A 17,373-nucleotide genomic window follows, 5' to 3' on the forward strand; every position below is an offset into this window, starting at 1 on the left:
ATGCCTTCCACCAAAGGGGAAGGCGATAAACATTGCCAACCACATGAAAAATTGTCTTGTTTAAACGACGGGCAAAAAAAACGCGGCGAGATTTTCTCACGCCGCGCAATTACCACCAAAGGAGGATGGAGGAGTGTTAGTCCGGTGTTAAACAATATGAGAATATTCTAATAAACTAACGTCTATCTGTCAACATTCTGTCACATATTTTTTCACTGTTTTGTCACATAAAGTTAGTTCTGAAGCACAAGACGCACCACCAGAGGGCGCGATCTGTAGCGCAGCACTACGCCCCGTGACAGGTACAACGTGCGTTGGGGTATTGTAGGTAGTTAACCAATACGATTTTTGCACACTGATCAAGCCGCATAATTCCACAGGCAAGGTTTGATGTCGCTTCCCCAAACGGAAAGCCAGCAACTTAACCGTTGTTTGCAAAGCAGCAAACGGCAATAACAAGGGATTGCGCCGCGCCAAAAACCGGATTAAAGATTTCACATACGCCCCCGCTTCACGGTCGGGCATTCCTACCATGCGCATCAACGGTTGTTCGCTGGCATGAAACACCCCCACGTCAAAATAACGCCGGAAAGTTTGACGCAAGGTGTAGGTGTGTGAATGCTCCACGGTGCTATCAGCGGCATACACCGATTTCCACCCCGCCAGTAACAGCCGTGCAGCAACGTAGCTGTCTTCGCTCACAATAATATGCTGCGGGAACCCACCAATACTGCGTAAAGCACGGGTACGGTACACCGCGTAAACATCCGACGAAAACGCCGCGCGATAACCCATTGCACTAAAGCTGCTACGATCACGCACCGACGCTTGCGGCGGATAGGTAAAATGCCGCGCGTGGCGTTCCAGCAAATCTGCATCAGCACGCGGCAAATGACGACCGTAAGCCATGCCCACCTGCGAATCTGCAAAATGCGCCAAAATACCTGCGAGTGAATCCGGCTGTTTCAAAATCGCGTCTTGGGTCAGAAACACCAGCAGCTCCGCGTCCGGGCATAATTCCACTGCCCATTGGCGCGTACCACCGTGATTAAACTGACTGGGGTGAATCGACTCCACCTCCATCCCTGCTGCACGCGCCAGTGCCACCGTCGCATCATCCGATTGGGAATCAATCACCAGATAACGCCCTGCCACCACCGTTTGCTGCTGGATTGCCCCAATCCATTCCGGCCATAAACGCCCTGCATTGCGAGTCAATACCACCACCGCCACATCCGGGCGCAAAGTTTTTGTTGTCATTTTTAATGGTTATCCTTGAATGGATTCAGGCGAACAGCAATAACGCTAAACTTGCCAAAACCCGCTGTTTGAATAAGCGATGCCGTAAAATGTGTTGCCGCCGTTCCCAGCCACGCAAATGGCGTAACTCGGCTAAAGCTTCGACATGCCGATAATCTTCTGCCCCTAACTCATCCCCGAAGCGACACAGGAATGCCTCAGCTTGCGCACCCCATGCCTGCACCCGCGCTTCCAACCCACGCACCGTACCGGCACTAGCCCCTAGCTGGTTTTGCGCGTGTTGGCGGTATAACAGCAGCGGATGCGGTATTGCCTGAATCTGCCCAAACCAACTGCACACCAATGCCAGCCAGCGATCATGCTGCATAGCCTGCGGCGGGGTGGGAAATGCCAGCGTTGCCGCCGCACGATTAAACGCTGTCGCACAGCCCGTCACGACGTTATCCAACAAGTACGCACGTTTATCTTGGGTTACATCAAAATCACGCGATTCCCAAAACGATACCGCCAAGATTTCTTTATGCTGATCAATCACTGCTAAATCGGAATGCACTAACAGCGGCGTGTGTTCCCCGTATTCACCTTGCAGACGACGCAAATGCTCGTATTGCACCTCCAGTTTTTCCGGGAACCACACATCGTCCTGATCGCAAAAACATAAAAACGGTGCGGTGCTGATTTCCACCAAACGGCTGAAACTGCGGGTACTGCCCAGATTTACCCCATCCGCTAAAATGCCCGCGACTTTTTCAGGAAACTGATCCTGCCATTCCAACAGAATCCGCAAGGTTTGATCGGTAGAGCCGTCATCTCGCACAAGCAATTGCCAGTCTTGAAAACTTTGCTGTTGTAACGATTCCAATAAAGCAGGCAACCAACGCGCACCGTTCCAGGTTGACAGTAAAACCTGTACGGGTACGGTGGGCGCGTTCACTGCCGTTCCCATTTGACGCGCCACCATTTTAGCGCGGAACGATCCGCCACTAATGCCCCTGCACGCCGCGCGTACCACACACACAACGCTTTAAAACCGGGACTAAAACACCGCCCGCGCCCGGATGAAAACCGGAATGCCAGCGCGTACACAAACAACTTAGCCGGACTAAGTACCATAACGCCCTTCCCCCAATGCCCGATTTATTTTTCTACGGTGTGCAAATACGCGATGCGACAGGCAAAGTTAGGTAATCCTGTCGGGATTTTATCCAGCAACGCATACCGCCACGCGGCTACTTTCATATTTTGTAATAAACGACGCGGGCGCAATAAATCCCCGATCCCCAAGGCGCGATTCCCCAACGCCAAGACGTGATCGTGCCCAAAATCTTCGGTATGAACCAAGCGGGTCAATTCGCGTGCTTCTTCGCGGGTGGGATAAACCACCGCGCGCTCTAAAATGCCATGCACGTAAGGCAACAATTGTTGGCTCGCGTATCCGGTCAATTGCTGCACCGCCTGAAAATGCTCCCAATGGCACAAAATGCCTTCCTGCATCCGCGCTACCGACGCATTGCAACGTAATTCTGCCTGACGATCCGGTGCGCTATCGGGTTTTAACACCGGCTCAATGCGCCCGTCGCAATCGCGGTAGCCAATCGTGGTTGCCTCCCACGAACGCGCCCCTTGCTCAAAGATTTCCTCAAATTCTGCCGGAATCCGTTCGCACGCATTGCCCCGGCGCGAATCATGCACAATGCCTTCGCAATGGTTGTTTTCGCCAAAATCCGCGTACAATTTCGGCACAAACGCAAAGTAATAACCGTGCAAAATCGGGAAATCAGCCCGCGTTCCAAACGCTTGCTTGAGGAACTTTTGCACCGTGCCATTCCAGCCAATATCCACTAACGCAACACGCCGATGCGCAAAAAAGCCGACTTGCTCCAGATAACGTTCCAGCAACGCCCGGTGTTTCGCACCAACACGGCGCACAATGGTTTGCACCCGCTGATCTTTGAGGAAATTATGTAAACGGGTGTCGTCCCACTGGTGAATCGGTTCGGCGAAATTACTGAAACCGTGTTCACGCGCCAATGGCTGCAAAAGCTGCTCCGGTAAACCGTACACCTTGCACACCGAAGCCAACCCTTCCTGCTTAGGATTGTAAAACGCCACAATCGCTTTTTCGTGATCCAAACCGTCCGCCGTCGCTGCTGCGGTAATCACTTTACGCGATAAATACACGTATTCGGATGGCACGGCTTGGGTAGCGGTTTTGCGGTACATCTGATCAAACAAGAAACCGTCACGCGCCACAAACAGTAATTTTTCCACCGGCTGTTTGGCGTTAACTTGGCGTTGCAACCGTTCGTGCAAACCTTGCATAAACACGCTGAACGCAGGCCCCAACACATCACGCCCATAACGGAAAAAGAAATTACGTGGGTTTAAACCATCGTTTTGCTGAATTCGGGTTTGTACCGTGTCAAAGAAATGCCGCCCTGTCCAAATGCCGCCACGTTGCGCCATACTTGCCGACAACGCCAAGCGTTCACGACGGCGTAAATCTTTTTTCTCGTACAGCCACACCCCTTGCAAACCTTCTTGGCACGCCACGCGCCGGTCGGAAATCGGGTTGTCGCCAATGTGTACCACCTGCCCTGCACGCACGCTTTGCGCTTGCAACATGCGGCGGAACAGCTTGCCAGTGTACTTGCCTTCTTGCGTATCGGCCGAGACGTAAACGTGTTCAAAATAGTGCAGCAAGCCTTTGCGCCCCAGTAATTCACACAGCAAGTCGCTGTTGAAATACATATCGGACATCGCCACCATCTTAACGCCTTGTTCGCGCACCCAATCCATGAAGACCTGTGCATCGGGTTTGACGTGTAACGCCAAATCTTCCAACGCCAACTCAGTTTGGCACATAAACCGCCCGATACTGGGGTCATGTTCCTTGAAAAGCTCGTCCATCCAGCGCGGCAATAATTCGACGTAACGGCATTCCGGGTCAAAACCCGCCGCTACCGCTTCCGCGCGTAACTGTTGTTCGGCGTGTTGACGGGCTTGCCACACCACGCTGGGGGCAATCCCAACCTGTTTACCGACAGCACGGCATACCGCGTGTTGCACTAAAACCGGCGGTTCCACACACCGTGCCAGCAACGTATCAAACACATCGAGGGAAATTAACCGGACTTGCCCGGATTGAATTCGAGGTTCCAGCCAACTGCGGATTTTTTGCCAATCACGCACCACTAATTTTTCAGGCATAACGTACTCCCCTTAACAAGCTGGCGCAGGTAGCGCAGCGGCGATAACACGCTTTCCCCTAAACGGAAAGCACGGCTGTTACGCAATTCAAATTGTTGTTGTTGTAATTGACGGATTAAGCTGTCGCGTTCGGCAATCCAGCCGTTGCGCTCGTCGATCCACTGGTCACGTTGCCTCACCCACAACTCACGCTCGGTCAGCAACGCGCCCTGCTGTTGAATCAAATCATCGCGTTCGGCAATCCAGCCATCACGTTCGTGCAGCCACTGCTGATATTGCGCAAGGTGTTGTTGCAATTGCTGAATCAGTGCATCGCGCTCGGCAATCCAGCCATCACGATCCGCAATCAATGGCAGTAATTCCTGTTCTTTGGCGACCAAACGTAAGTGTACTGCGGTCAACCATTCCTCGCCGGTATAGCGATACAAACCTTGTAATTGCGCCTGCACTGCCTGCAAGCGTTGTGCATTCCACGCGGATTCCAGACATGGCAACCACCCCAGCAGCAAACGGGTATTTTCCTCAATCGCTGCCAAGGGTTTTTCACGAATGGTATTAGTGCCGTGCAAACGATAGCCCAGCAACGCATCCCCCGCTAAAAAGCGCATCGCAAAACCCGCGTCCCACACCCGCAGCGCGTAGTCGTAATCATGCACGTAACGCAGTTCAGCAAATTCGCCCACCTGCGCATACACCCGGCGGTGAAAGAAAAAGTTTGAAGTAGTAATCAGGAAATTGCCGCGTAACAACGTGGTCAACAGGTCGGCATGAGCAGCGTAATCTTGCTTCAAGGCTTCAAACCACGCCATCCAATGCGGCTCTTGCGCGGCACTGGGTTGCGAAGCCGCATCCAGCAAGCTGACATCGGTACACAGGAAATCTTGGTTTTCCGCCTCCGCAACGCTAAGCAACCGCGCTAAACGTTGCGCATCCCACACGTCATCGGAATTGATAATGGCGAGGTATTCGCCTTGAGCGTGACGCAAACCTTCGTTGATAGTAGCAGGTGCACCTTGATTGCTGGCATGGCGAATGCACTGTAAACGCCCGTCAGCACTGGCATGGCGTACTGCTTGAATCACGTCCCAGGTTGCATCGCTGGACGCATCATCAATCACAATCAGCTCAAACGCGCCAAACGATTGCGCCAACACCGACTCAATGGCTTGCGCAACCCACTGGGCATGGTTAAAGGCAGGCATAATAATGCTTACCTTGATACCACCTGTCACTTGCGCCACCGAGCGAACCTCCAACCTATTATTATTATTGCAATTTAACTGTTTTTGAGTGTATCAGGGGTGAGTGAACCGCGACTGAATACCCCGCCATGCATCCGCACCGCGCCGCAATACCTGCCAACTGCGTGTCGCATACACCCGCCCCAGTTCCGCCTGCGCATCCAGCAATTGCTGACGGGCTTGGGCTAATTCTTGTTGTAAACCTGCCCACGTATCTTGAGAGGCAGTTAACGGTTTTAACGACATTGCTGGTGCAGTTGCTGCTACTTCAGGTAACGGCTGCGCTGCGGCAATAAACTGGTAAGCCATTGCATCCGGGGTATGAAATGCCGCCAATGCTTCCGGGGTAACATGAATACCCAAGGTCTGTAATTGCTCGCTGATCACCGTATCCGCAAGATCATGCCAAGTGTAATCGAGTGCCTGCACCGCATACCCAGCCTCCACTAAAATGGTTTGCAGCGTGGTCGCCGTAAAAAATTTCAGGTGGGTATCATCCAAAATACCACTGGACTCGTAACGAAAATCACCCTTGAGCAATTCCAAACGTACCGAAGCGTGCGCCACATTCGGCACAGACAACAGCAGACAGCCTTCGTCCAGCAACAGCGGTTTCAGGCGTTGCAGCAAAGCTTGCGGATGTTGTAAATGTTCCAGTACATCGACCAGCGTAATCACATCGAATTTCTCGCCTTCCAGCGCGTCCAAACTGTGCGGGTCGTCTAAATTCTCGGTAAACACGTAATCGCAAAAACACCTTGCCCGCCATGCGGTATTGGGGTTTTGTTCCACGCCAATAATGCTGGCTTCGCAATGCTGTTTCAGTAAACGTGACATACTGCCATCGGCGCAACCTAGTTCCAACACCCGCGCATAACGTGGCACACGGCGCACGATCTGGCTGTGAGAATGGTTGGCGTGCAACGGCAAATGAGTGGCTGTTTGCGTCATTATTGTTCATCCCGTTGTAACAGCGGCAAAGCTTCCCACAGCCACCACTGCCCCGGATTTTCCCTAATCCGCGTTTCGAGCTGGTTGGCAAGCAGGCACATCATCGCTGATTCATCGTACTGCTGAGGATCAAGTAACGCGCTAAATTCCGCGACCACTTGCCCCCTCCCCCGGTCACGCATATAGAAGGGCGCGACCACTGCCTCCATTTTTTTTGCAATCCTGTAGATACCGGCAGGCAAGCTAATCCTACTCTGGAAAAACGGCACTGTCACGTTTCCCGCGTGTGCCTGCGGGTACGGCACATCAAAAATCAACGCCATCAAATGCGCATCCAGCGCACGGTATAACGGGCGCAAATCATGGCCTTCCACTAGAAAACTACCACCCAACACCTGTTGCAAACGCGCTAATTTATGCTGGCGAAAACGGTGTTCGGCGGGGTGCAACCCGTGACGATTATCCGCATCACCATCGCGGGTAATCGTGCCGGTGGTATGCCCCAGCGCACGCATCGCCGCCCCAGTTAACCAAAACCGCCCGAAATGCGCCCCGGTTAAAATCACCCGCTGACCTTGCGCACGCGCCGCCTGCACCGTTTCAAACCCTTGCAATGTTACAATGTCGCTAATCGGTTGATGCGGCAAATACCACGTATCGAGAGCTTCTTGCTCCACCATGCGGTAATAATCCTGCAACCACTCTTCAAGCTGCACAGCTGTTGCCTGCGGAAACACCCTAAGCATTTGCTGACGGATCAACCCCGCCTCAGCCACACGCTTACGCCGGAAAAAGCCCGCTTGCATCGCCGCACAACGGTAGCCCAACGCGGGTGGTAATTGCGCATATAACGGGAACAACACATCGTAACGCACTGCAAAGGTATCAGGCCGCCACCGCATCAGTCGCCACCTCCGGGCTTTCCACCACAACCTCCCAACGGTGCGGCAACCACGCCATACCTACGCCCTGCTGCTGCGATGCTTGTTGCACCCGAAAATGGCAGCAACGTTCACGCGAGTCGTACACATGCACCCCACTGGCATCAATTAACCAGACTTCCAAACAATATTCACCGGACAGTAACGGCAATCGCTCAATCACAAAACGTGTGGAAACCACGCCATTACCGTGATCCTGCATCTGCACCCCGTCGTGTAAAGTGCTGATGCCGAAGCATTGGATGTCGTCATTGCGGCGAATGACAATGCCGATATGGACGTCGGACAGCGGACGATTGCCACGGATAGCTTGGACGGTGACGGCAAAACGGTCGTGGGTTTGAAAATGAGGACGGTTTAGAGTGACATTACCCAGTAGGGGCGCACCTACGTGTGCGCCCTCCAACTCGCACCGATCAGGGCAGACACGCAGGTCTGCCCCTACGGGAGTCCGCTTTCGCACCGCATCCTGATACGCATCCACGACTGTTTGCGCATCACCCAACAGGCGCACTGTGCCCCGCTCCAGCCACACAGCTTTGCGGCACATTTCGCGCACTTGATACAAATTGTGGGAGCAAAAGACTAAGGTTGTGCCATTGCGGAGAATTTCACGCATCCGGTCGAGTGATTTTTTCTGGAAATACTGATCACCGACGGCTAAGGCTTCATCCACAATCAGCACATCCGGTTCAATAACCGCTGCAATTGCAAACACCAGCCGCACCACCATGCCACTGGAATAGGTTTTTACGGGCTGTTGCGCAAATTCACCTAACTCGGCAAACGCTAAGACTTCGGGCAATTTCGCAGTAATTTCCGCGTGAGTTAGACCGCGTAACGCCAACCCCATTCGGGCATTTTCCACTCCGCTGAATTCGGGTTGCATCCCCGTACCCAGTTCGAGTAAAGCAGAACGCCTGCCTTGCACAACACACGTACCAGCGGTGGGGGCAAGATTGCCTGCCAGCAATTTCAGTAAAGTGCTTTTACCCGCGCCGTTATCGCCGATAATGCCTAAAGAATCACCCGCATCCAGTGACAAACTTACGTCTCGCAGCGCGTGGAATAAGGTATGACGCGGGCGACGCAATACCCACTCAAGCAAGGCATCTCGCGGGTGAGTATAACGCGGATAAGCCACCCCGACGTGTTGCAAGTGAATTACAGCAGCACTCACAGCACATACCTCGCACGCGGCATCAGGCGTTGAAACAACCAACGCCCAGCAAACAACAAGCCGCTTGCCAGCAACATTAATCCCAGCCAGGTTTCCCAACGAAACCGCCCTTCGAGCAGTGCGTCACGGTAGCCCTGCACCAATTGCGCTACCGGATTTAACAGCAAACCAACTTTCAGGGATTCAGGGACTAATTCCGGCGGGTAAACCACCGCAGAAATCAATAGCGATACCCCCAACAACGGCGGCATCAATTGACGCAAATCGCGTAAAAACACCCCCAACACTGCCAGCCAATAACTCAGAGCCAAACTCAGCAGCAAGCGGGCGACAACAAACGGCAGATAAAATACCCAGCCCCACGGCTGCCATTGCCCATGAATCAGCAACCACGCCAGCAATAAGCCCAGTGAAATGGCTTCCAACCCCAGCGAAACCGCGACGGGTAACAACGGCAGCAATGCTGGTGACAACGCCGAATGCAGCAATAATTCACGCCGCTCCACCAGCAAACCGGGGGCGCGTGTCACCACTTCCGCCAAGGCATTAAAGGCCATTAACCCGGCGAATAAATACGCTGCAAACTGCCCATCGGTGTGGTGTTCACCAAAACGCAATTGCAATACTTCGCCAAACACCAGCGCGTAAACCAGCAACATCAACAACGGCTGAATCACCAACCACGCCGCACCTAAGACCGTTCCGGTGTAACGCTCTTGGATGTCACGCCGCAGTAATTGCCAAAACAGTGTTAGGGGTAACGTGTTCACATTGCGGCTGCCTGCGGCGGCGGTGCGGCTTTATCCAGTTGTTGCTGGAATTGTGTGCGGAATTTTTCCATCACCACTTTGCGTTGTGTATCGCGGTAAGCCTGCTGCAATTCGCTAATGATTTCCGCTTTTACCTCATCAAAACTGCGCACTTCCGGGGCTTTGCGGTCAAGGTAATGCAGCAAATAGGCACGGTTTTCATCCATCACAATGTCGCTGAACGGCTTTTCCGGGGTGAGTTGTTCCGCAGCCGCGTACAGTACATCGGACTTTTGTCCGGTGGAAAACCATTGACTATCGCCTTCGGTAAGCTTGCGTTCGGGATCGCTGCTGTGAGCCAACACCGCTGCTTTAAAATCGAGCTTCCCCGCAAGGATTTGCGAGCGCAGGTTTTCCAATTGGCTACGGGCAGCCGCCGCTGCACCACTGGCAAAGCTGCTTTCCAGCACTCTGACCCGCAACCGTAGCGGTAACTGGTACTGTTTTTCTTTACGCACCTGATACAGCTCTTCGGCACGCGCAGTAAAGTCCGGCATCCCTTCTTCGAGAGCCGCATTCAAGGCTAAACGGGCAATTTGTTCTTCGCGAAATGCCGCGACTTGCTTTTCCAGTTCGGGACTTTTATCCAAGCCCAAGGCCAAGCCCTTTTGCAGCAAAGTATCACGGATAAATAAGGTTTCAGGCGATACGGTAGGTTCCGCCGCTCCTGAAACGCAGGGAATGATGGCGCACAATAGTGCAGCTAGGTATTTACGCAGCATAGTTATCAACACAATGAGCAAGCCAAAAACCAAACAGGGGTGGAAAGCCCACCCCTGTACCCCAAGCGCGAATTAATCGCGTTGGATTTTGTGCGGTAATGCGTCGCCGAAACGGGCGTGCGCATTTTCGCTGACGTTACCTTCAACGAAGGCTGCGCCGAGGGCTGGAACACCTTTATAGATGCTGCTACCCGCTGAGTAAGTGGCTGGTGTTTCGCCGTAGCCTTTACCCACTGGATTACCCGCTGACAAATCGTAAGTCGGGAATGACAAGCGTGCCCAACCGTAAACGAATGGCCCGACGCTGATGTCCTGAGCCACTGGGCTGGACAGCACGGTGCGACTTAAAGCAGCGTCACTTTGTGCGGTTGACTTAAAGCTCAACACGTTAACTTCACGCAGCAGTTTACTGGTTTGATCCACCTCATCCACACCGCCACCTGCCGGTGGTGAGAAACCAAACTCCAGTTCACCGCCTGCAACCGCAACAGGACGACCTTCTTCACGGTCGAAGATACCGTTTTCAAAAGTAGCGGTAATGTCTTGTGCACCGTTGTGAATGCCGTGCTTCTTCATTGGGAAGCTGACTACCCAATCCGTGTGACCGTCGTAACCGAAGGCCGGATCAAGGAAGTATTCGTTCATCAAGTGTGGAGCCAACAATACATGCGCAATCGGATAAGGGTTGCTACCACAGTTAATACCCGCCGAATCTTTACAGGTATCTTTAGCCGTTTTACCCCAGGTAGTTTGCACCAGTTGTGCGCCACCCGCGTTATTGATCATTACGCTACTGCTAGCCACGTCGCCCGATGCCAGTGATGGCAACAGATACTCTTCGGTGTGGTCAGGACGGTGGTGTTGTGCAACCGTGCTGTAGTTATCAATTGCGATAGGATCTACCGCAAACGCAGAACCTTCACCGACGTTGATAACGGCTGAAGAGCCGAACAAACCGCCACTCGGTGCTGACATACCTTCGCCTTTAGCGAATTTACCCACCGGCACATCGTTTTTGTCGAGTATCTTCAACGGTGATTTATCGGTGTACTGCCAGGCGGTTTCGACGGTTTTACAGTTCGCTGGCGTGCCATTTTTGTGCAGAACACCCGCAGCAACCGTTTCATCCGTTACCACGCCCATTTCAATGACTTCGACATAACCTTCGCGGGTATCTTCCGGCGCGACCCCAATCCCGGTAAACGGCTGTGGTTTGCTGGCACATTCACCCGCACTACAATTCACCAAAATAGGTAAGGTACAAGAGCGGTCAGCCGTACTGATTGTGCCCACCGTTTTACCGTCTTTGCTTGCACCCGGTTGAATGCTGCCCGTCCATACGTCTTCTGGGGACATATAGATATTGAAGTCCATAACGTCCTGGCTACCCTTCCCTTCGCGGAAACGGATTTTGACGGCTTTGGTCTGATCGGTGGAGTTCACAAGGTTGATGTTGGTTACGTAACCATCACGCGCATTGTAGTAAGGGAATAGCAGAACTTGCCCCGTACCGTCCGGGTTAACATGCACTGCCTGTGCACTGGTCATAACACCCGCGACCCCCAAAATACCAACAGCAACACTGATGGCGATTTTATTTTTGTTGAACACTTGCGTGCCTCCTGTTCTATCTTTTATATATTGTTGACGGAGTAATCGTTGATTGAATGCAATTATACGTGATCTTATTCATTAGTTTGATAGACCACCTATTGTTTTACGTACCGCCAGTCCGAAAACCAGCCCTGTTTTACCCATGTTTCCGACACTCGGTCGGTCGTGTCCACGGGAGTTGATAAACCGCGCATTTTCATGGTGACGGTAACATCAACAGCAACCTGACAACGCTCGCCCGATGCTTCGCATTTCACTTCATTAACCTTGGCGCGACTCCACAACCCCGTGCCGTGCACTTTATTTTTAAAGTGTTCATACGGGGTAGTTTGCTGAAATGCATCGCTGTAATAGTGGTAAGCCGTTTGTGCATCCCCTGAAATCAGGGAGTCCCAACGTTGTTGCGCCGCTGTAGCGATACGCGCCTCCGTCGACCACTCACACCCCGACAGCATCACTGCCGCGCCCAAGCACAACGCATAAGCACCTGCTTTAATTGACATATTGCCCCCTTAATTGCGGAATGAATTTATCGCCATCCATCAGCCGTTGCATCCGTTCACGCATTTCTTCGCCGGTTTTCACCAAATCACGCTGATCTTTAATCGCCGTTGGGGTAATCAGCACCAGCAATTCCGTGCGTTTGCCGCCGCTGCTGCTACCACTGAAAGCACTGCCCACAATCGGCAATTTGGATAAACCGGGAACCCCATTTTTACCGGTGGAACTGTTGTCGCGAATCAAACCGCCCAACACAATGGTTTCACCGCTTTTGACCGCGACGTTACTTTTAATATTACGTTGCAAGAAACTGCGATTGCCGGTTGCCGCATCAATTTCGCCGGTATCGGTAATATCCTGCTGAATATCCATTTTGACCAAACCGTTGGAATTAACGTGCGGGGTCACTTGCAATGACACCCCAGTATCCTTGTACTGCACCGTGGTCGAAGAACCACCTGTGGAATCGTTCAACTTGCCAGTAAAGATCGGTTGCTGATCACCGACGCGAATCGACGCGGTTTGATTATCCAATACTAAAATCGACGGTGATGACAATACCCGCACCTTGGATTCACGTGCCAAAGCATTGACCACGCCCAAAACATTGGAAGCCGCACCACTGGTAGCAAATGAGAAACCGGTTGGTGGCACAAAACCCGATTCGGTTGCCGCTGCACGTCCTAAACCGTTGCTACCAACCGTATTGCCACTATTTCTAAAGTACCACTGCAAGCCGTATTCCAAACCGTCGGTGAGCGTGACTTCCATAATGGATGCCTCCACCTGAACCTGCATCGGCATAATGTCAATGCGCTTGAGCGATTCCAAAATCTGCTGATAATTGTCGTTAGTTGCCATGATCATCAGGGAATTGTTGGTTTTATCCGCAACAATCCGCACTTCAGCATCTGGGTTAATGGTGACACCGCCATCAGTGGAACTACCCAACATGGTTTTCGCAGGTTCGGCACTAGCCGCTGGCGTACCTTGCGCGTCCGCACCAGCAACGGGTTGCCCATCTGCACCAACTGAAGCTGGAGTCAAACCGGGTGCAAGGCTGCTGGTATTCGCATCACCCGGCAATTTACTGCTGGAGCTTTTTTTACCGCCAAACACCTGATTCAGCATTTCTGCCAAATGTTCGGCACTGCCGTTTTGCACATGGTAAACAAACAATTGCTGCCCTGCGGTGGGGCTAACCTGATCAAAACGATCCACCCAATCCTTCATATCTTTGAGGTAATCAGGATTCGCAGAAATAATCATAATGCTGTTCATGTGCTCAATCGGCATGATTTTAATCATACCCGCCATCGGGCTATTGCCGCTTTCACCGAACAGCGCATCAAGATTTTTCGCCACAATAGCGGCTTCGACATTTTTAACGCGGTATAAACCTACGGACATGCCTTTCAACACATCCACGTCAAAGGTTTTAATCGTGGCACTTAAATTAGCCAGCTCGGAACTCGTGCCAGCCAACACCAGCATATTACGGTTCGGGTCAACCCGCACAAACGCATCGGGACTCGCAATCGGTTCCAGAATTTTCTGCATTTCTGCCGCCGGAATGTAGCGCAGAGTAATGACCTGCATACTGTAACCCGGCTTAATCGAGCCAGTGGAAGGCATTAAGCCGCGCCCTTTGATATTCGCACGCGCAGCCACCCGGAAGTTGCCAGTATCATCTTTGTAAAGCACCGCCCCTTGGGTTTGCAGCAATGATTCCAACGTTGGAATCAAGGCATCGCGATCAATGGGATCAGTGGAACTGATGGTCACTTCGCCTTCGACACCCGGCTCAACGGTGTAGGTTTGCTTTAAAATATCACCCAGCACCACCTTCACCACTTCACGGATGCTGGCTCGTTCAAAGTTGAGAGCCACACCTTCGCCGCCTTTACTTTTACCGGAACTCGCCACGGCGGGACGTTTCACATCGGAACGGTAATAATCCTGACTACCGAGGATCAACTCCACATCATCGGTTTTATTGGCATTGCCAGCAGGCGCAGTAGCGGAAGGTTGCATTGCATCCCACGCTGGTGTTGTCGTTGCAGGTGCGGCAGTTTGGTAATTCGCAGGTTGCACCTTGGGCGCACTAGCCGGTCGCAGCACGGGATGGCTGTAAGTTGCATCGTTTAATTCTTTGATTGCGGCACTGCGTTGAAAACCACCGGATTTGGTGTTGTCACGATAGCCTGGGCTGCCTTTAATGGAAGTGCACGCGGACATGACGACCGCCACACTAACCAACCCAATGATATTGCCCTTGTAATTCACAAGCTAACCCCATTCTTATTATTTTATCTCGCGACATCGCTGCGGAAATCCGAAACGATGCATAGCCCCAGTCATACTAATATTTTTCTTATCGGATAAAAAGTACAGCTTATCGGATAAATAATACTGCTACTTTTTCTGCACGGCCTCAACCGGCACGGCTTGCGCATCACCGCTCAAGCTTCCCCAGCGTGAAGCCATCAAACGTTGACGCGCTTCTAATGCATCTTTCACCGATAACGCTGGCGGTTGTTTCGCCGTATCAGCCGGGAAAGGCAGCCCCAAACCATTATTCGTTGCCGCCATATCCATCACCGGCTCAACCGGCGGCGGAGTCAATGGCGGCGGCACTACACCTGCTTGAGGTGCTTTTGCGCCCACTGCCACTTGTGCAGCAGCGGCAGCATTCACCGGCGGTTTAGTCGCTGCTTGTTGCTGTAACATTTTCGCTTTAGCCTGCGCCACCTGCGGATTTTCTTGCGGCACGGCGAAATCCCCAATCAGTGGAATCTCTTGGGTCTCAGTACCTTGCGCCAACAGTAAACGATCAGGATCAAGCCCCGTCACTTTCCACGCTCCCCAGCTATCGCCCTTGCGCAAGTGCGTACTTTTGCCTTCCGCATCCTGCATAATGCCGAACAAATGATCGCCGACATCAATAATCCCAATCAAACGCCCTTCTGGTAGCGAGGTATCTACTGGCACAGTTTCCACCACAGGGGTTTCCACTTTGGGTGCTTCCGGCATTTTGCGCGACTCCCAAAACAACGGTGCTTGTACCATTTGCGGGTAAGCATCCATCGCAGGTGCGTCTAATACGCTCGCATCGGGAATTTTCACGCTGACATCGCTGCTGGCGCGCGCCTGAGTTTCATCCTGCATTTTGAGGTTAAATAAACTCCAGCCTGCCAACCCCAGCAAACCCACACTACTCATTAACAGTAACGCTTGAATCGGCGGATTAATCAGCTTTCTCATGGCTCACCTCCCCACCGCGCCAATAGGTCGAAATTTTCACTTCGGCTTTGACAGTTTGTTGTTGCGGATTTTTATCATCCAACGGTTTAATGTCTAAACTTTCCACAAACATCAGCGGACGCGCCCGGTAAGCCTGATGCAAAACTTCGCGCAACAGTTCCGGGCTACTTTGAAACACCGCTTTTACCATGACGCGCTGGTAGGTTGCCGCTTGCTCTTGCTCTGAAACCGCTTGATCTTCCACCACTTCGGAACTCACCAATACCCCGTTATCGCGGGTAATGACAGTTGCCAGATGTTTCTGCAATTCTTTTGCGACTTGCGCGGCGGTCATGCCTGCGGGGTAAAACAATTTATCCAAACCCTGTTGCTGCACCCGCTCGTATTCGGCAGTAAACTCTGGGGTTGCCTCGGCAATTTGGCGGAAACGCGCCAACTGTTGATAGCCATTTTCAATGCGTTGCCCGTAATCAGCACTAGCTTGCGCCAACGGAATCACCACCATCACCAGCAGCGTTAACACCAGCAACAGCAATAAACTCCACGCCAGCAGCGTCTGATGTTTTTTCAACAAGCCTTCATTCCACATGCGCTACCTCCAAGGTTGCTTCGATATGGAAACGGTCATTACCGTTATCTTTATTGCGGGTTACAGGCGATTTAAAACGCACATTCGAAAACTCGTCCGACTCTTCCAATAGGTCAATCAAGGTTAATGCCTTACCTGATTCACCACGAATTTCCAACTGTTTGCCATCCAGACTCAGGCGTTCGAGCCAAGTATGACCGGGAATTTCAGCGGATAATTTTTCCACCACATCCAACGCAATCGGTGAGGTTTTGCGCTTTTCTTCCAGAAACTTCAGGGCATCTTCCGCTGCCATTAACTTGTCGCGAATCTCTAATTGCCCAGCGGATGTTTGGCGTAACTCGCTCAATGCAACATCAATTTGCGTCACCCGACGGTACTTGTAGGCCAACGGAGCCAGCAAGCTCAACGCCAGAGTGATTAAGAAAGCGTACAACGGAATTTTCGACCAACCTGTATTGAGTGCCGCCTGTTGATCGTGCATTAAGTTAACGCGGTTGGTGGTATCCGCCACCGAAATAACATCAACTTTACTGACACCCAAACCTTCCAACTGACGTAACCATTGCGTCACCGAATGGCGCGGAATCACATGAATATCCGCCAGCACTTCTTTGCGCTGTTTATCGTGTTGCAGGGGGTGCGCGTCGAAGTACGCATTATCGGCGGTAAAAGGCGTTAAACGGTCAAGCTGATAACCCACCACTTGCCGCAGATTTTCTTTGGCCGCTTCAGGGAAATGGCGTTGCATGTGCAGCACCTGACTCGCACCCAAACGCAATTCGACATGATAAGGCTTGTGGCGTTGCGCTGCCGGAACGCAATCCAGCGAGGCCACGGCATCACCTAACACCAGTTCCCCACAGGTTTGCTGTTTACCATCTTGCAGCCATGCCACATCCACATGCTGGCTATCGCGCAGATGCAAGATCAAGCGTGGCAAATCGCTACGAAACCACTTACGCACGGCATCGGGCAGGCTTTGGTACAAACCCTCGCCCCACCAGCGTAAGAAAGATTGAATGTTTGGCATGAATGACATGTTGTTATATTTTTATCTTAGAAGCCCAGCCACAAGCCTAACCCATCCA

General features: G+C 52.2%; 16 protein-coding genes. All 16 read right to left on the reverse strand.

Annotated features, from left to right (window positions below):
* Positions 1-189 precede the first annotated feature (189 nt).
* On the reverse strand, positions 190-1,260 hold the full coding sequence (locus J9260_RS13195; protein ID WP_210218193.1) for a glycosyltransferase family 2 protein: 1,071 nt from the start codon (positions 1,258-1,260) through the stop codon (positions 190-192).
* Between the two features lie 25 nt (positions 1,261-1,285).
* On the reverse strand, positions 1,286-2,206 hold the full coding sequence (locus J9260_RS13200; RefSeq protein WP_210218194.1) for a glycosyltransferase family 2 protein: 921 nt from the start codon (positions 2,204-2,206) through the stop codon (positions 1,286-1,288).
* Positions 2,191-2,373, reverse strand: coding sequence for a hypothetical protein (locus tag J9260_RS13205; RefSeq protein ID WP_210218195.1), 183 nt, complete (start codon positions 2,371-2,373; stop codon positions 2,191-2,193). Before J9260_RS13205 ends, J9260_RS13200 begins: the two co-directional genes overlap by 16 nt.
* A 24-nt stretch (positions 2,374-2,397) precedes the next feature.
* Positions 2,398-4,470, reverse strand: a complete 2,073-nt coding sequence (locus J9260_RS13210) for an HAD family hydrolase (RefSeq protein WP_210218196.1) — start codon at positions 4,468-4,470, stop codon at positions 2,398-2,400.
* Entirely contained in the window at positions 4,455-5,711 is a 1,257-nt protein-coding gene (locus tag J9260_RS13215; protein ID WP_210218197.1) for a glycosyltransferase family 2 protein, read from the reverse strand. Before J9260_RS13215 ends, J9260_RS13210 begins: the two co-directional genes overlap by 16 nt.
* 54 nt (positions 5,712-5,765) lie before the next feature.
* Positions 5,766-6,662 carry a class I SAM-dependent methyltransferase gene (locus tag J9260_RS13220; protein ID WP_210218198.1) on the reverse strand — a complete coding sequence of 299 codons (897 nt, stop codon included), beginning with the start codon at positions 6,660-6,662 and terminating at the stop codon, positions 5,766-5,768.
* Complete coding sequence (locus J9260_RS13225) at positions 6,662-7,564, reverse strand: lysophospholipid acyltransferase family protein (protein ID WP_210218199.1); 903 nt, start codon at positions 7,562-7,564, stop codon at positions 6,662-6,664. Before J9260_RS13225 ends, J9260_RS13220 begins: the two co-directional genes overlap by 1 nt.
* Positions 7,548-8,783, reverse strand: coding sequence for an ABC transporter ATP-binding protein (locus tag J9260_RS13230; protein WP_210218200.1), 1,236 nt, complete (start codon positions 8,781-8,783; stop codon positions 7,548-7,550). Before J9260_RS13230 ends, J9260_RS13225 begins: the two co-directional genes overlap by 17 nt.
* Complete coding sequence (locus tag J9260_RS13235; protein ID WP_210218201.1) at positions 8,780-9,553, reverse strand: ABC transporter permease; 774 nt, start codon at positions 9,551-9,553, stop codon at positions 8,780-8,782. The genes J9260_RS13230 and J9260_RS13235 overlap by 4 nt, the downstream gene beginning before the upstream one ends.
* Positions 9,550-10,326: a peptidylprolyl isomerase gene (locus J9260_RS13240; RefSeq protein ID WP_210218202.1), complete on the reverse strand. Its 777-nt coding sequence runs from the start codon at positions 10,324-10,326 to the stop codon at positions 9,550-9,552. Before J9260_RS13240 ends, J9260_RS13235 begins: the two co-directional genes overlap by 4 nt.
* A 60-nt stretch (positions 10,327-10,386) precedes the next feature.
* Positions 10,387-11,925: a hypothetical protein gene (locus tag J9260_RS13245; RefSeq protein ID WP_210218203.1), complete on the reverse strand. Its 1,539-nt coding sequence runs from the start codon at positions 11,923-11,925 to the stop codon at positions 10,387-10,389.
* A gap of 98 nt (positions 11,926-12,023) precedes the next feature.
* A complete protein-coding gene (locus J9260_RS13250) occupies positions 12,024-12,431 on the reverse strand; it encodes a hypothetical protein (RefSeq protein ID WP_210218204.1) in 408 nt (135 codons plus the stop codon).
* Positions 12,421-14,715: a type II secretion system secretin GspD gene (gene gspD / locus J9260_RS13255; RefSeq protein WP_246499453.1), complete on the reverse strand. Its 2,295-nt coding sequence runs from the start codon at positions 14,713-14,715 to the stop codon at positions 12,421-12,423. Before gspD ends, J9260_RS13250 begins: the two co-directional genes overlap by 11 nt.
* A gap of 129 nt (positions 14,716-14,844) precedes the next feature.
* A complete protein-coding gene (locus J9260_RS13260) occupies positions 14,845-15,693 on the reverse strand; it encodes a hypothetical protein (RefSeq protein WP_210218205.1) in 849 nt (282 codons plus the stop codon).
* Positions 15,677-16,282 (reverse strand): type II secretion system protein GspM, encoded by a 606-nt coding sequence (gene gspM / locus J9260_RS13265; protein WP_210218206.1) that lies wholly within the window; start codon positions 16,280-16,282, stop codon positions 15,677-15,679. The genes J9260_RS13260 and gspM overlap by 17 nt, the downstream gene beginning before the upstream one ends.
* Entirely contained in the window at positions 16,272-17,315 is a 1,044-nt protein-coding gene (locus J9260_RS13270) for a PilN domain-containing protein (RefSeq protein ID WP_210218207.1), read from the reverse strand. Before J9260_RS13270 ends, gspM begins: the two co-directional genes overlap by 11 nt.
* Positions 17,316-17,373: the final 58 nt, after the last annotated feature.

Origin of the sequence: Thiothrix unzii, from assembly GCF_017901175.1 — a bacterium.
In the GTDB taxonomy this organism is placed as follows: domain Bacteria; phylum Pseudomonadota; class Gammaproteobacteria; order Thiotrichales; family Thiotrichaceae; genus Thiothrix; species Thiothrix unzii.

Excerpts from the sequence above, each read along its gene's own strand:
- J9260_RS13195 (WP_210218193.1), bottom strand. The coding sequence starts at position 1,260 with ATGACAACAAAAACTTTGCGCCCGGATGTGGCGGTGGTGGTATTGACT.
- J9260_RS13200 (WP_210218194.1), bottom strand. The coding sequence starts at position 2,206 with ATGGGAACGGCAGTGAACGCGCCCACCGTACCCGTACAGGTTTTACTG.
- J9260_RS13205 (WP_210218195.1), bottom strand. The coding sequence starts at position 2,373 with ATGGTACTTAGTCCGGCTAAGTTGTTTGTGTACGCGCTGGCATTCCGG.
- J9260_RS13210 (WP_210218196.1), bottom strand. The coding sequence starts at position 4,470 with ATGCCTGAAAAATTAGTGGTGCGTGATTGGCAAAAAATCCGCAGTTGG.
- J9260_RS13220 (WP_210218198.1), bottom strand. The coding sequence starts at position 6,662 with ATGACGCAAACAGCCACTCATTTGCCGTTGCACGCCAACCATTCTCAC.
- J9260_RS13225 (WP_210218199.1), bottom strand. The coding sequence starts at position 7,564 with ATGCGGTGGCGGCCTGATACCTTTGCAGTGCGTTACGATGTGTTGTTC.
- J9260_RS13250 (WP_210218204.1), bottom strand. The coding sequence starts at position 12,431 with ATGTCAATTAAAGCAGGTGCTTATGCGTTGTGCTTGGGCGCGGCAGTG.
- J9260_RS13260 (WP_210218205.1), bottom strand. The coding sequence starts at position 15,693 with ATGAGAAAGCTGATTAATCCGCCGATTCAAGCGTTACTGTTAATGAGT.
- gspM (WP_210218206.1), bottom strand. The coding sequence starts at position 16,282 with ATGTGGAATGAAGGCTTGTTGAAAAAACATCAGACGCTGCTGGCGTGG.
- J9260_RS13270 (WP_210218207.1), bottom strand. The coding sequence starts at position 17,315 with ATGCCAAACATTCAATCTTTCTTACGCTGGTGGGGCGAGGGTTTGTAC.